17 protein-coding genes and 1 tRNA gene are annotated in these 14,813 nt (G+C 42.1%); 7 read left to right on the top strand and 11 right to left on the bottom strand.

The window, feature by feature from the left end; all coding sequences use genetic code 11:
• Window positions 1-142 precede the first annotated feature (142 nt).
• Entirely contained in the window at window positions 143-778 is a 636-nt protein-coding gene (locus B5X60_RS15665) for an RNA polymerase sigma factor (protein WP_079703673.1), read from the top strand.
• The gene (locus tag B5X60_RS15660) at window positions 726-1,985 is read left to right on the top strand and encodes a hypothetical protein (RefSeq protein WP_079703672.1); all 1,260 of its coding nucleotides are present in this window, start codon (window positions 726-728) and stop codon (window positions 1,983-1,985) included. The genes B5X60_RS15665 and B5X60_RS15660 overlap by 53 nt, the downstream gene beginning before the upstream one ends.
• A 92-nt stretch (window positions 1,986-2,077) precedes the next feature.
• Here the strand turns inward: B5X60_RS15660 and B5X60_RS15655 are convergent, their stop codons facing one another.
• The 3 genes from B5X60_RS15655 to B5X60_RS15645 form a co-directional block, all read right to left on the bottom strand.
• Window positions 2,078-3,601 (bottom strand): choice-of-anchor L domain-containing protein, encoded by a 1,524-nt coding sequence (locus B5X60_RS15655; RefSeq protein ID WP_079703671.1) that lies wholly within the window; start codon window positions 3,599-3,601, stop codon window positions 2,078-2,080.
• A gap of 48 nt (window positions 3,602-3,649) precedes the next feature.
• On the bottom strand, window positions 3,650-4,138 hold the full coding sequence (locus tag B5X60_RS15650; RefSeq protein ID WP_079703670.1) for a cytidine deaminase: 489 nt from the start codon (window positions 4,136-4,138) through the stop codon (window positions 3,650-3,652).
• 67 nt (window positions 4,139-4,205) lie between these two features.
• Window positions 4,206-6,095 carry a DNA topoisomerase IV subunit B gene (locus B5X60_RS15645; RefSeq protein ID WP_079703669.1) on the bottom strand — a complete coding sequence of 630 codons (1,890 nt, stop codon included), beginning with the start codon at window positions 6,093-6,095 and terminating at the stop codon, window positions 4,206-4,208.
• A gap of 430 nt (window positions 6,096-6,525) precedes the next feature.
• Between B5X60_RS15645 and B5X60_RS15640 the strand changes: the two genes are divergently transcribed.
• The 3 genes from B5X60_RS15640 (at window position 6,526) to B5X60_RS15635 (ending at window position 7,637) form a co-directional block, all read left to right on the top strand.
• Window positions 6,526-6,882, top strand: coding sequence for a hypothetical protein (locus B5X60_RS15640; RefSeq protein WP_139377509.1), 357 nt, complete (start codon window positions 6,526-6,528; stop codon window positions 6,880-6,882).
• Window positions 6,883-6,924: 42 nt separating this feature from the next.
• Window positions 6,925-7,092 carry a hypothetical protein gene (locus B5X60_RS18335; RefSeq protein ID WP_170878476.1) on the top strand — a complete coding sequence of 56 codons (168 nt, stop codon included), beginning with the start codon at window positions 6,925-6,927 and terminating at the stop codon, window positions 7,090-7,092.
• Between the two features lie 188 nt (window positions 7,093-7,280).
• Window positions 7,281-7,637, top strand: a complete 357-nt coding sequence (locus B5X60_RS15635; RefSeq protein WP_079703667.1) for a four helix bundle protein — start codon at window positions 7,281-7,283, stop codon at window positions 7,635-7,637.
• An 88-nt stretch (window positions 7,638-7,725) separates the two neighbouring features.
• On the opposite strand, the gene B5X60_RS15630 is transcribed toward B5X60_RS15635, so the two are convergent.
• The 8 genes from B5X60_RS15630 to B5X60_RS15595 form a co-directional block, all read right to left on the bottom strand.
• The gene (locus B5X60_RS15630; protein ID WP_079703666.1) at window positions 7,726-8,454 is read right to left on the bottom strand and encodes an acyl-CoA desaturase; all 729 of its coding nucleotides are present in this window, start codon (window positions 8,452-8,454) and stop codon (window positions 7,726-7,728) included.
• Between the two features lie 83 nt (window positions 8,455-8,537).
• A complete protein-coding gene (locus tag B5X60_RS15625; RefSeq protein WP_079703665.1) occupies window positions 8,538-9,041 on the bottom strand; it encodes a cupin domain-containing protein in 504 nt (167 codons plus the stop codon).
• 67 nt (window positions 9,042-9,108) lie between these two features.
• Window positions 9,109-9,570, bottom strand: a complete 462-nt coding sequence (locus tag B5X60_RS15620; protein WP_139377508.1) for a hypothetical protein — start codon at window positions 9,568-9,570, stop codon at window positions 9,109-9,111.
• 22 nt (window positions 9,571-9,592) lie between these two features.
• Window positions 9,593-10,078 carry a hypothetical protein gene (locus tag B5X60_RS15615; protein ID WP_139377507.1) on the bottom strand — a complete coding sequence of 162 codons (486 nt, stop codon included), beginning with the start codon at window positions 10,076-10,078 and terminating at the stop codon, window positions 9,593-9,595.
• Window positions 10,079-10,173: 95 nt separating this feature from the next.
• Complete coding sequence (locus B5X60_RS15610; RefSeq protein ID WP_079703662.1) at window positions 10,174-10,599, bottom strand: hypothetical protein; 426 nt, start codon at window positions 10,597-10,599, stop codon at window positions 10,174-10,176.
• A gap of 162 nt (window positions 10,600-10,761) precedes the next feature.
• Complete coding sequence (locus B5X60_RS15605; protein ID WP_079703661.1) at window positions 10,762-11,322, bottom strand: hypothetical protein; 561 nt, start codon at window positions 11,320-11,322, stop codon at window positions 10,762-10,764.
• A gap of 515 nt (window positions 11,323-11,837) precedes the next feature.
• A complete protein-coding gene (locus tag B5X60_RS18165; RefSeq protein WP_139377506.1) occupies window positions 11,838-12,044 on the bottom strand; it encodes a hypothetical protein in 207 nt (68 codons plus the stop codon).
• Between the two features lie 623 nt (window positions 12,045-12,667).
• Window positions 12,668-12,741: transfer RNA gene (locus tag B5X60_RS15595), tRNA-Ala, on the bottom strand.
• Window positions 12,742-12,844: 103 nt separating this feature from the next.
• Here B5X60_RS15595 and B5X60_RS15590 point away from each other — a divergent pair.
• Window positions 12,845-14,185: a thioredoxin family protein gene (locus B5X60_RS15590; protein ID WP_079703659.1), complete on the top strand. Its 1,341-nt coding sequence runs from the start codon at window positions 12,845-12,847 to the stop codon at window positions 14,183-14,185.
• Between the two features lie 63 nt (window positions 14,186-14,248).
• Window positions 14,249-14,746 (top strand): DUF2911 domain-containing protein, encoded by a 498-nt coding sequence (locus B5X60_RS15585; RefSeq protein ID WP_079703658.1) that lies wholly within the window; start codon window positions 14,249-14,251, stop codon window positions 14,744-14,746.
• Window positions 14,747-14,813: the final 67 nt, after the last annotated feature.

Below are 14,813 nucleotides of genomic sequence, written 5' to 3'. Positions count from 1 at the left end.
TTGAGCCAGACAACTGAGACGCGTAGTTAGTAATTCTCCGCTTTGCATCTTATGAATCCTATCATCCTATGAATCCTAATTATTTTCTTACAAAAGCAACCAATCTCATTACTTTTTCGTGTATACATCAAAGCTTTGAAATTTGAAGAACTCGCTGGACCACCTGCCCGAAAATCTTCGAGAGGGCTGCATCCGTGGTGATACGGTTAGTCAAAAGAAATTATACTACGATTTCTATGGCTTTGCTTTGGCTATTTGCCTGAGGTACGCCCGCGACCGGGATGAAGCTAATGAAATTCTAAATGAAGGCTTTTTCAAAGCCCTGACAAACCTTACACGCTACGACGGGAACAAGCCCTTTTTGCCATGGCTTGGGCGGATCATGACTAATACAGCAATTGACCATTACCGCAGCCAGCTAAGGCACCAAGGTACTGATGATATCGACGAACTCGAATTATATGGAGAAAACCCTGTTATTGACAGCAAGCTGAATTATGACGACCTGATCAAACTAGTGCAGGCATTGCCGCCAGGTTACCGGGCGGTATTTAACCTTTATGCAATCGATGGTTTTACACATGATGAAATAGCGGAGCAGCTTGGAATCTCGCCGGGAACGTCGAAGTCAAATCTGTTTAAAGCCCGGCAGAAGTTGGTCAGCATGCTGGAAAACCAGGAACAAAAAACTGAACAGGTCGTAAGATCTATTCATAATAACAATAATGAACAATACGAATCAAAACCATACCGACAATTTCTTCAGGCAGGCACTTAATTCTCCTCCGGAGTTTAAGGCTTCGGAGAAGAATTGGAACGAAATGGAACGTCTGTTGAGGAAGGGATCGAAAAGAAAGACTGCCGCCTGGATCTATCCCCTTTCGGGTATTGCCGCAGCTTTGCTTATTTTTCTTTCATTATGGCTCGCACCGACAATGAATGATAAAGAAATTTCTGAGCCGCAATCAGTTAAGAATGTGGGGAAGAATGCTGGAAAAATCACGAACTCAACTGTCAATTCAGCGGATCCCACAAATACTGAAGCTTCATCCAAGCCCATTACTGACATTACCGACCCTTCGAAAGAAACTCTCGCTGAATTTAAAAACACTAAAACTCAGAACTCAGCAAACTCCCTGGATCTGGGTACATCTCAGAAGCTAGGTATTGCAAAATTCACGTTAAGAAACAATCTTCCCCCTGCTTCGCGACTCTTGCATCCACATGAAATCGCTGCAGAATTTGCGGGAATCAATCCCAGTATTACAAGCACAGTTTCAAGTCAGTCTGCTACAGAAATATCAAAACCTTCAGATGGCCTTACTAATGGACCGGAAAACTCCGAAAAGCCTGTATTCAGACCTACTTCCTTTCCCACCGGGAGGTGGGCTTTAAGCCTCGCATTATCCCCTGACGTAAATTCCGTTAAAGGAATAGAGAAGGGTGATCTCGGATTGAGTATGGGAATAGGCGTCAGTTACAGGCTGGGAAAGCGTATGAGTGCAGGCACGGGGATTTATTATTCGAAGAAGCTCTACTCTGCGGATAAGATGTCATATAAGACTATAGAAAAGCCATTTGCCACCTGGACCAGTTATTCCAGACAAATAGACGCTGACTGTCGTGTATTAGACATACCCCTAAACATAAACTTGATGGTGAGTAGTAAAGCCGTGAATAAGATTTATGCAACGGCTGGTATGTCGTCTTATATTATGCTTTCTGAAAAATACGATTTCATTTACAATGCACCCTCGCCTGCTTTCCCAACCGGGCGCCGGGAGTATACAATCCGTAATGAGAATAAACATCTCCTGAGTGTAGTTAATCTTGGCCTTGCATTAGAACATCCCTTATCCAATCAGGTGAGCCTTGTCATCCAGCCATATGCCAAGTTGCCTTTAACGGGTATCGGCCAGGGTGAGACGGATCTGAAATCATTCGGAGTTGGGTTTAAGTTGAATTATTCGATTAAGAAGCCTTGAGTTGTACGTTTTACGTCGTACGTTATACGTTCACGTGTTAACGCATAACACAGCGTTTAGAAACTTACAACGTAAAACGTATCACGTAAAACTTATTTTCTGGTAAAAATAATTTCCACCCTCCTGTTCGCTGCCCGGCCGCTGTCGGTACCATTATCGGCTGCAGGTTCAGTAAATGATTTAGGCTGTGCAGGAAGGTTTCGGATACCAAGTATATCGTTGACTGCTGCAGTTACAGATTGATTTCTTCTTTTGGAAAGTTCCACATTGTAAGCCATACTTCCGATGCTATCGGTATGCCCTGTGATCCGGAAAGTATAAAACTCGCTCAGCTTTTGAAATCTCGCCATGGCATCTTTCAATTTAGCCATTTCCTCAGCTTTAATATCTGATTTGTCGAAATCGAAATAGATAACGGCATTTTCCAGTACCGGAATGCTTACCGGAGCTTTAACCGGCGCAGGCTTTGGAGATTCTGTATTTGTTTGCACCGGAGTAGTTGGAACTGGCTGGGAAGTTGCCGGCGAAGGCGGAAGCGGCTGATTGTTCACAATAGCCGGTGTAACTTGATTTTTATAAGAATCAGGGATAATTTCTTCCAGCTTCTTACCCTGCAGGATCAAATTCGGATCAATAACCTTACTCAAATCAGGATAATCCTGGAAAGCAGGCTGGCTGGGATCTTTTTTAGCCGTAAGGCTTTTGTCTTCGATAAAAACTCCTGAGTCGTAGATATTGTCTGACACATCGGCCAGAACAATTTTTAGATGGCATTTCTTATAGGGCGTCACATACATTTGTGCTACCAGCTTCTTTGTGATCCCATCATAACGCAGGTTGCGGTATAGATTCTGATCCATTGTCTTCAAGAGTTCAGGATCTGGGGCGATCACTACACGATCTGCGCTACCAGCATAATTTGGCGACCCAAATACGGAGGCTATTCCCCGCAAAACGCGACCGGGAAATGTGCCCCGATAGGTTGATTTAACCGGATCCTGCCGCTTGATCACCACCTGCTTGTATAGATTATTATCAATAAAATGATCCTTATTCGTTTTAAAGTTTACCGTATTGATACTCACCGGGACATTGGTTGTTGGGATCAGGGCAATATTCTTAGAACCCGTTTCGTCTGAAACAATGAAAGCAAAAATATCATTGTATGGTGAATCCACATATTCTGGATACTCATCTGAACCGAACTGATAATTAAATTGAATACTGTTATCCATCGGCACAAAATCGAATTCGATACTGCAAACGTCAAATAGTTTCTCTTTGATCATAGCAGAAAGATCCTTGTCTACTTCCGGAACGCTTACGTCACTGAATGTTGAACTCTGGTTATGTGAATTGTTATATCCCGCGACATTATAAGAATTCCCAGATGAAAGGATTAAGCCTTTTGGTACCTGAAGTACATTTGGAGAACTGGTAAATGAAAGAATTGAAAGCGGGTAGCCTTTGTGCGTTATGTTGCCAACCACAACACCCTGCCCACTGAAGTTCTTCTTCACCCAGTCGTTCACGTTTATCGACGATAGTCTGATCTGGGCATTGCTTATGCTGCTATGTACTATCAGCATTGATATGAGGAGGAGAGCTTTCTTCATTTGTGTAGCAATTACAGGTATTAAACCATATTAATATACAATTTACGATTATTTCTTTAGTCTCGTTTCTGCAAACGCAAATGGAAGCAAACTTTCGATCCCGCTGGTTTTAATTATTGAACCATGCTGACAGTAAAATAAAACGTCGATTGAATGAGATTGTTTTTTCTCGTATTCCGCCATCACCTGCAAACAAGCACCACATGAGGTTACAGGATGCATGATCTTGAAATTATCCGTCTGGGCGGTAATGGCCATGGCCAGAATCTTATCATTAGGATAAGTAGATCCGATAGTGAATAATGCCACTCTTTCCGCACATAGGCCTGAAGGATAAGCTACATTTTCCTGGTTGCTGCCGTAAACAATTTTACCGCTCTCAAGCCTAACAGCTGCGCCAACCCTGAATTCCGAGTACGGGGAATGGGAATTAACCATAGCTGTAGTAGCTTCTTTACACAGATCTCTATCTTCGGGATTAAGGTCGTCGATAGATGAATATTCCTGGTATGATATCGTGATGTTCTTATTAGACATAGTAAGTTGTTAGCCCTTCAGCAATTTGCTGAAAGGGTTTACAATATACGTAAAATGCCCTTGGTTTTTATTCTTCCAATAGAACTTCTTCAACTACTGGCTCAGGAGCCGGCTCCTCACCGATGAAATCTACCTCAACCCGTAGATTCTGTATGATATGCTGCTGCCGATCGGGTGTATTCTTGCCCATGTAATATTCCAGCAGGTTTTTTATCGGTTGTTCTTTTGAGAGGATTACGGGATCAAGCCGGATATCTTTTCCTATGAAAAGCTCAAACTCTTCCGGCGAGATTTCTCCAAGTCCTTTAAAGCGGGTAATCTCTGGCTTATTGCCCAGTTTTTGTATTGCGCGCTGGCGCTCTTCATCGCTATAGCAGTAAATCGTTTCTTTTTTATTCCGTACCCTGAATAAAGGAGTTTGCAGGATAGAAACATGCCCTGCCTTAACAAGGTCAGGGAAGAACTGCAGAAAGAAAGTCATCAACAATAAACGAATGTGCATTCCATCGACATCCGCATCCGTAGCGATAACAATGTTATTGTAACGAAGATTATCTAAACCATCTTCAATATTTAAGGCATGCTGCAAGAGATTGAACTCTTCATTTTCGTACACAACTTTCTTTGTGAGTCCAAAGCAGTTCAGGGGCTTGCCTTTCAAACTAAATACAGCCTGGGTCTGCACATCGCGAGATTTGGTTATTGATCCACTGGCCGAGTCACCCTCTGTAATAAACAAGGTTGTATCCTGCTTGCGCTCATGCGTGTCTTCGAAATGGATCTTACAGTCACGAAGTTTCTTATTATGAAGTGAGGCCTTCTTGGCGCGCTCATTCGCTAGTTTTTTGATACCTGCGATATCCTTGCGTTCCCGTTCCGACTGCAAAATACGCTTTAAAAGCGCGTCAGCATCAGCAGGATGTTTATGCAGGTAGTCGTCAAGAGCTTTCTTGATGAAATCGTTTATGAAGGTTCTTACGCTCGGACCGTCAGCAGCAATATTCTGCGAGCCCAGCTTGGTTTTTGTTTGCGATTCGAAAACCGGTTCCTGGACACGGATAGAAATAGCCGCAACTATCGAAGCTCGTACATCCGATGCATCGAATTCCTTTTTGTAGAATTCACGGATAGTTTTCACCACTGCTTCACGAAATGCCGCCTGATGTGTACCACCTTGGGTGGTATGCTGGCCATTTACAAAAGAGTAATACTCCTCACCGTATTGCTGACCATGCGTCATTGCAACTTCGATGTCATCCCCCTTCAGGTGTATGATGGGGTAACGAATGGTCTCTACATCTGTATTCCTTGTTAAAAGGTCGTATAAACCCCGTTCCGAAAAGAATTTGGTGCCGTTAAAGTTTATAGTCAGTCCGGAATTCAGGAACACATAGTTCCAGATCATACTCTCAACAAACTCCGGAATGTAATGGTAATGACGGAAGATTGTGTCATCCGCATAAAAGACCACAGCTGTACCGTTGCGCTGGGTAGTTTCCATTTCCGGCTGATCGTTGATGAGCACACCCTGTTCAAACTCAGCTTTCTTGGTCCTGCCATCGCGATATGACTGAACGCTAAAGCTTGAAGACAAGGCGTTTACAGCTTTTGTACCTACTCCGTTCAGACCGACAGATTTCTGGAATGCCTTGGAATCATACTTTCCACCAGTATTTATTTTGGAAACACAATCAATTACTTTACCAAGAGGTATTCCGCGACCGTAATCACGTATAGAAACCTTTTTATCGGTTACAGTCACTTCGATAGTACGACCGGACCCCATAACAAACTCATCAATAGAGTTATCCAGTATTTCTTTTAATAATACATAGATTCCATCGTCATATGCGGAGCCATCACCGAGTTTTCCAATATACATCCCCGGCCGCAGGCGAATATGTTCTTTCCAGTCCAGCGACCGGATACTGTCATCACTATAATCTATTTCTGCCATTTCTTGAGTTGTACGATGTAAGTTATAAGCCTGCCGGCAGGCAGGTTGTAAGTTGTAAGTTTTTAAGTTTATAAACGCTGTGCTAACAGCGCGTAAAGTTGACTAACCCAATACAAATCTAAAATTTTGCATGATGTGGATGGGAACGAGATTTCAACATTTAAACATTGGAATGTTTGGGAACAAAGCGCTGTTTATGGATATCACCGGTTCTCCGACTTTACCGGGGATCTCTTTACGACACTCGCCCCAATTCGCTCGAGTCTGTCAGCGTCGACGTCTACAAACAAATCGCTAATAAATTATTACCCTCTGCTACACTTGGAACCCGGGTACATTCAAAATCATCGAGGACGCAAGGATTGCTGCTACGCGCGATCCCTAACTAAATCGGAGAAAGTTGTGTAAAGGAATCCCGAATGTCATAGAAATGTATACTAGACTATACACCAAATTTAGCTGTAAATACAGAAATACTAATAGACTATTTCAGTACAACAGTATAAAAACACCCCTGCAGGTTGTTTTAAGCAATTCTGCAATATTTTCAGCAATTCCAAATTCGCTTTGGAACAAAAATCGTAATACACATTACGGAAACACGATAATTATGACAGATCCGAAAAGACCAAAAGAGCAGAAAGAGGATTTCCCTGAAAAAGAAAAAGATTGGGACAATCCGAAGAATCCGGAAGCTACAGAAGATGCCAGAGATGAAGAGCAGATAGATAGACAAATGGAAGAAGCTAAACGGAGAAAAGAAAACTTAACCGACGATAACAACTAACCTTTATAACCTAACTAAACAATAACCTAAAAACTCTGAATCATGAAAAGAAATACTAAAAACCAGGCAATGAAACTAGTAGAGCAATTCGATCAGCAATTACACGAAATTCTGATGTCAGATCTTAAAGCTATCCGAAATGCACGCATCAATCTGATTAAACACATAACTTTTAACAACAACCGTCAGGACAGATTAATGACTGCCTGATTCAATATACACCAACTACCTAAAACTAAGAAAGTCGACCTGTATGGGGCGACTTTTTTTTTGCAGGAGACAGGAGGAATGAGGCAAGAAGCAGGATCCTGCCACCGGATAATACCGAAAACTAATTGAAACATTCGGTGATCACCATTATTCCACCAGGATGTCTACCTTTCAGCAGAATACTACTTATGATTAAGTCTTTTGCGGATCTCGATATATACCAACTATCCTATCAACTTTCGATCGACATTTTTAAGTTGACGAAGTCTTTTCCTGCTGAGGAAAAGTACTCGTTGACCAGCCAAGTTGTTCGATCCACCAGAGCTATATGCGCTAATATAGCAGAAGGTTTTGGCCGTCGGGTCTATAAAGCAGAACTCAAAAAATTCCTGGTTTATGCAATTGGGTCTCTGGAGGAGACGCGGGTATGGTTGAGTTTCGCCAAAGATTGTGATTATATCAACGAACAACAATATCGTGATTTCACCAATAAAACAAACGAAATTGGCGCTAAGATATTCAAGCTGTACTCTAACTGGAAATAAGTGTCGATCAGCCTACCCCGGCTTCAACATTCCTGTTTCCTACCTCGCGCTTCTTCCTTCTTATTTCCTACTTCATGGTTCCTGCCTCCTACACCTTCCTCAACCTAATGATCCTCAGAAGGTGCATCAACTTAATGATCGGATAAGACGGGTCAAACTCAAACCATCTGTTAGCGAAATTAACGTTGTTAGGGCTTTTGTGGTGATTGTTCTGGAATAGCTCACCCATCATCAGGAAATCCAAAGGAAGGCTGTTCTTACTATGATCGTCATTATCATGGTTTGAGTAACCATATTTATGGCCGCACCAGTTAACAATAGCGCCATGAATTGGTCCCATTAAAAAGTGGATAGGCAACAAGAGGAACATCCACCAGTATTCGGCGAAATAAATATAAAATGCAATATAAATTGCGATGAACACCGAACGTGTAATCCAAAGGTCGCCGATACGGTCGATCAAGGACCAGGTTGGGTACCTGTCGCGAAAAGCTGGTTCAGGCTCTACCTTAAACTTCACATATTCCAGGTAGATGTTCTTCGTCTTGATCATCAGTCCCCAAACATCTTTTATGAAGTGAGGTGAGTGCGGGTCCTTTTCAGTATCGCTGTATGCATGGTGCATCCTGTGCATTATCGCATAAGCGCGTGGATTCAGAAAAGATGAGCCTTGGGAAAGGAAGGTCATCAAATAAAATGTTTTCTCCCAGAAAGGTTCCATTTTGAACATTTTATGGGAAGCGTATCTATGAAGGAAAAATGTTTGAAAAAATAAGGAAAGGAACCAGTGACAAAGGAAAAAAACTAGAATAACCATGTGTGAGATAAGGTGTGCACTAATGAGGGGACAAAATTAGGAAAATTTAAACTCTTCCCATCATAAACGTGAGAAATCAGGGTTTAGCGCCCGAAGTCGTCTTGTACACGTACTATGTCAGATTCATCAGAAGGATTCGACGGATCAGTATGTTGCCAGATCTCTGCGACAATACCCCAATCCTTAAGTCCGATTAGTCGGTGTCGCTCTCCTTTTTGCAGGATAATACGATCGCCTTCAGCATAGGATTTGACTTCGCCTTCCTCGTCGGTATCACTGGTTTTTATCCCAACCGTACCTTTCATTACCTGCCAGATTTCTGCCCTGCGATGGTGATATTGCCAGGACAGTCTCATTTCAGGTGCAACGATCAATATCTTCGGACTCAGCTTACCTGAAATTTTGAGATCATCGACAGCAATGCCATTAAAATACTTATCGGCAAATTTTTGGGCCTGCTCTTCGGCAAGCACAAAAAAACCACCCCATGGACGGGACTGATCTTCTGAAACAATTTGGAAATTTTGAGCTTCGAGAGTTTTCCTTACATCGCTGAAAACATCGGATTTTTGCTGTTCTGTTGGCATATGACTGCAATTATAACCCTAAGAACAACAAATTGCAAAACTAGTTTGCAAATTTCTCTGGCTATATTTAATTAGCAAGAGCTATAGTAACCTTCCAGAAGCCAGGTTCGGTGATTTCCACATCAACCATCTGGTCTAGTATAGATACCCGTATCCTGCAGGGAAAAACAACGTCCAGCAGCTGCAAACTCATTCCACGTGCTGTTTTTGCCATATCTCTAGTCTGGTTATAACTACCGTTGACGATGTTCACATTCGTAATAACCGCCGGTGGTAAAACAGTCTGCGTTGCCATAATACCCGTACCTCCCGCAGAATTTGATGCATCAATCTGAATGACGTTTTTCGCGCCCTTCATATCCTTACGGACATCAACTCGGGTAACTTTAAACGACTTGTCGTGGACAATATAAGGCTTCACTGCCTTGATTTTTTCCTTCTTTTCAGCTTTCGTTGTAGTATCCTGTGCATAGGCACCATAAAACGAACAGCTTAGCACAAGAAGAATTGACAATCCAAATATTTTCATGGAGGTAGTATCTAATTTAATATTATTCGGAAACTGCAAGGCTTATTTTCCAAAATCCCGGATCCTTTATTTCAAACTCCAGTATCTGCCCAGAAACTGAAATACGGCCTCTGTAAGGAAAATTAACATCAACTAATTGCATAACAACCCCTCGGCCGGATTTGGACACATCCCGGGTGGAAAGATAATTACCGGTTATAGAAGTGATATCGGAAATTGTTGCGGGAGGCATAACAGCCTTTGCAAGCTGCCCACCGGAATTTCCCATAGAGACCGACCCACCGCTTGTATTAAGTGCTTCGATCTCTATCACGTTTCCACTAGCCTTCGTATCTTTTCTAAATGTAGCTTTGCTAAGTAATGCGCCTTTTTCGATCACCGAAAATGGCCTTTCAGCTTTAACAGGCTTTGCTTTTTCTTTTTCTGTCGAAGCAAGTTTCTCTTGGGCAACGGATGCAAATGAGATAAATGAAATGAATGTGAGTAGTATTAGTTTAGATCTTTTCATGTTTAGGTTTTTTGTAATATCTAATATATAAAAAATAGCTTTAGTTGTTAGTTTGTTTTGAGAATTGAATGGGCAGGTCATTCGCGAGCAATAATCTATTGAGACACTACAATATTGATCTTCCAGAACCCTGGCTGCTTAACCTCAAACTCGAAAATTTGCTCGGAAATAGTGAGACGTGCCCGGTAAGGATAGACCACATTCAGCAATTGTATTACAACCCCACGACCGGATCTCCGAACATCTCTGGTCATCACATAACTTCCATTCACTGAAATTATGCTGCTGATGTTTGCAGGGGGAAGCACCGGGTTGCTGCGCCCCATCGAAATAGAACCTCCGGAGACATTGAGCGCTTCAATTTGGATTATTCTATCGTTTGAGGTGTTGTCGTGTTTTATGTCTGCACGGCTGACTTTCGCGCCGCGTTCGTATACGACAAACGGTTGCTCTACTGCAGGGGAAACGGTAAATGCACCGGGAGAAATCAGAGCTACAAGGAAAATAATGGAGTGCTTCATGATCAGATAGTTAAAGCAATCTAATTTACTGAAATTAGATGGTAACTTTATACTATTTAAATCGGCAATCGTCAGTTCGAAGCTCAAGCACGCACTCATTAAGGAAAGAGGCCCGAAGGCCCCTTTCAAGACAACAAGTGTCCATCGCCGGAAAACAGCACTCTAAAGGGTCACTTCTTCTGTCGTGATATTTCCAGGAATATCGGCAGCACTGATAAAAAGAGTAGTGCCAGGGAGTGTGGGATTCACAACTGTAGCAGTATAAATCCAGTCCACGCCGTTTTCTGAAAGCACAGCGGCCCCTTCTTCAATGGTTTCGCCCAAGCTATCTTTTATCAACAGCATCACCCGTTCAACTTTAAAGTTGTCTATAGCACGAACGCTGATTTCATCCCCGATCTGGCCCGAATAGGCAGATGTGTCATACTTCCTGATTTCCGGCGCTTTACGAAAATCTGTAAGGGCAAGAAGGTAGGCAGAATAGTAAGGCGTGGCCTTTCCCTGATAAATCGCCTTCTTTGCTTCATTGGCAATAACAGCCTTTGCATAAAGAACCGCCTCAGAAAATTGCTCCCTCAGCTCTTGCTGAATCACGCTGGGCGGGGTATTTCGCTTAACAGGCCTCCGGGCAATAATTGTCTTCCCGTTGCGCTGTCTGTAAACTAACTGGTCGCCGAATCGGCCGCTCGAACCTTTTATAAGGTCATTGTTTTTAAGTTCCATAATGTTAAAAATTTAAATGAAAAATCTGTTTCACATTTCTCAATACCGGTATCAAATGCTTAATCAAATATACGGCGATAAAACATAAATGATTCACTGATAGACCTTTATGACCGATTTATGCCGCTAGTTTCTGGTTTTGGAACTTTATGTCCGTTTTGTCCGCTTTTGTCCGCAAGCAGGAATTAACGGCTAAATTTTATTACCAAATCGAGGAAAAACCTGAGCCCCTTTCGATGATTAGGAATGAAGGATTTATGTGCCGGTCAGTGGGAGATTTTGCATGTCAGGCTAGCGAAATTACACAGGCCTTAGCTTCGATCAAGTTTCGATCAAGCTTCGATTAAGAATCGATGCCACCAAATCTTGAAATATTGATCGGGAGGTTGGGACGCTACAAAAACAGTGTATACTAAAACAGTGAACAACAGGAAGGAAGGAATGAAAAATTTACAGCCCTGGTGGATACCAGGGCTGTTCAAAAAGATTCGCAGACGGATATAAAAACTGACGGTTTATAATACTAACATCCGGATATATGGAATAATCTGTTCCACCGGGATGCGAAGAAATTCGCATACTTGAAAATAGGTCAGTTCATGCTCCTTTTCTAATCCAAAATGCGCTTTAATTTTTCGTAAAAGCCGCCGGCAAGTTTTCTCGCCTTTGCCGCTGAGCCTCATTAGATCAGCGGGATAAATGAAGAGTCTTGGTGTTCTCATAGCTTTAGTTTTTAATACTATAAGATACGAAGAATCAAGCCATTCAATGCCTTAAAGACACTTTTGCCAAATTTTCAATACCCGTAAAAGCCCAATTACGAAACTCGCAAAGGTAGCAAAACGACGATTATGAAATTCGAAAAGCCAGTGCAAGCTGTATTGCGAAAATCGTAATTGGAAATTTGGGATTTTCAGGAATAAAAAAAGGAAAGTGTTGAATTTTCTGCGTGAAATTGGGGTTATGACGAAAGATCGATACAATCCATTTACTGGAAAATAAATTTACTGGGGGCAGCTAGCCTATCAAAATAAGTAACCTGAATATTAAGTATATATCTGATACTGGAACAGCCCGATCCAAAATTAGCCTTTGGTTACGGGATGAAATGACAAATGAAAGGCTTAGATACGAGATCAAGACTTTTGATGTTTCGGCAGACTCTGCCGATGTTACGATCTACTATTATAATTTCGTCATGGACTGCCACTATAAATTAAAGAGGCAGAGTAAAGTATGGGTTATAACATTTGCAGCATGCGGTTCGGAGTAAGGTATGATGAGATATTATCCTAATTACACCCTAGGAATCAAAAAGGGGCTTGTCAGCCCCTAAATAATTCTGTGGAGAATATCGGATTCGAACCGATCACCTCTTCACTGCCAGCGAAGCGCTCTAGCCAAATGAGCTAATCCCCCTCTTGTAGAATGCAATTTTCGGCATTTTTCAGGCAAATAGCAAATGAAATATATTGTTTCAGCAAACTATTGTGATTAAAATTATTTAAGTAATTTTCAGTCTATGAAAAAATCAATCATCGTCCTATGCGCACTCCTTCTGTGTTCCGGGATTGCCAGGTCACAAACTATAAAGTACGAAAGCTCGCTTGCAAAGGCGGAAAAGGAGTCCATTGCTCAAAATAAGCCTCTTAGTATTTTAGTCACAATTCAGCCTCCAGCGTTTGTAAACAATTTCCTGAGTGGCTTACAGGATGAGCAGGTTGTGAAAAAATTCAATGAGAACTTTGTAAACTTCAAGATTGACAGGTCTGACTCAGCTTCTAAGGAAATCATAACGAAATATAAGCTCCAGGGCTTTCCTGTATTCGTGTTTGTTGATAGTAAGGGGGGACTGCTCTACCAGCGAGTCGGCAATTTACCACCCCCGATGTTTTCGGCGATGCTGGACGAAGCAATGGAGCGCAGCAAAGGTAAGTCGCTTGTGGAATACGACAGGCAGTATGCTTCCGGCAACGATAGTGTAGCATTCCTTAAAGAATATATCAATAAGAGAATAAATGCAGGTATTACAAGTAACGCTGACATTATTGAAAAATATGTCAATAATCTGGCCGTGCGTGACCTAAACAATTATAACGAAGTATTATTCATTTTAAAATCAGGGCCACTTGCTGATGGACGCGCGTATACGTTGGTGAATACTAACCGAAAGATGGTGGATAGCGTTTTCAAACGCGAAATGTACGATGTTCGGGTAGCCATCAACAACCGTATAATAGAAAATACCATGGCCAGTGCAATCGCAACTAAAAACATGGCCCGTGCTTTTGCCGCATCAGCTTTTACTCAGCGAACCTGGAATTCCGACTTTTTGCAGGGACAAAAAAGCAGTAGTGCCCGGATGTTGCAATATTTTTCAGCCATCAAAGATACTACCGCGTATTTCAGACAGGCGATTCAGCATTACGACCGATTCTACATGAATATCGGGGTAGATTCAATTAGAAAGCTTGATCGTAAGATAGAGGATCAAGCCAGGAGCAATGCCAACGAGCAGGCAGCGCTATCAAGACCACCGGGGGCAGGTATCCGTTCTGTCTCCTATGCAGTACCCTCAAGCACAACTGCGGCAGACCTGAATAATGGTGCCTACAACATCTATATGACCGGCACAAGGAATCAAAATACTTTAAGTAAGGCCATGTTATGGAGCAAACGATCCATAGAACTGATCCCCAACGCTGCCAGCTACGACACCCTTGCTCATATTCTGTACCGTTTGGGATTTCATGCGGAGGCACTGACCACCCAGGAAAAAGCCATAGCTCTGGCAAAAGAGGAAAAAAGCGATGTAAAGCAGTTGCAGGATGAACTCCTCAAAATAAAGAACAAAACATTATAACATTACTATAGATCTAGCCTTGAGCCGGCATGAGATTTAATATATTTGAAAAAATCAGAAGATATGAAACAACTTATTTTAGCATTACTAATCACGGGACTAGCCAGTGCCACAGCCTGCGCCCAAAGACCAAGCCCTGCGGCGAAAGTATCTGAAACAATCAGCTCAGGAACCAAAGTTACTATCGATTACAGCCAGCCTGGAATTAAAGGAAGAACTATTGGAAAGGAAATCGCGCCATGGGGAAAGGTGTGGCGTACAGGAGCGAATGAAGCGACGGTTTTCGAGGTAAACAAAAACGTTACTATTAATGGAAAATCATTGCCAAAAGGGAAATACAGCCTGTATTCAATTCCAGGACAAAAAGAATGGGTAATAATTCTGAACAAAACCTGGAACCAGTCCGGAACAGAATATGATCAAAAAGCTGATATAATGAGGTTTACTGTGAAGACGCTTAAAGCAGCTGCATTTTCCGAAAGAATGACGTTTAAGATTGCAAAGTCTGGAGTGGTTTCTCTTGTATGGGGTAATTATCTGGTTAATTTTACGGTTAAATAGCAACCTGTTTCCTGCTTATTGAATCGGGAATGCCGGAAAAATCTGGCATCCCGATTAACTGAGCTGA

The sequence above is a fragment of the Daejeonella lutea genome (genome assembly GCF_900168015.1).
In the GTDB taxonomy this organism is placed as follows: Bacteria; Bacteroidota; Bacteroidia; order Sphingobacteriales; family Sphingobacteriaceae; genus Daejeonella; species Daejeonella lutea.
Note: the sequence above shows the minus strand (reverse complement) of the source record. Positions and strands in the feature narration are given on the sequence as shown.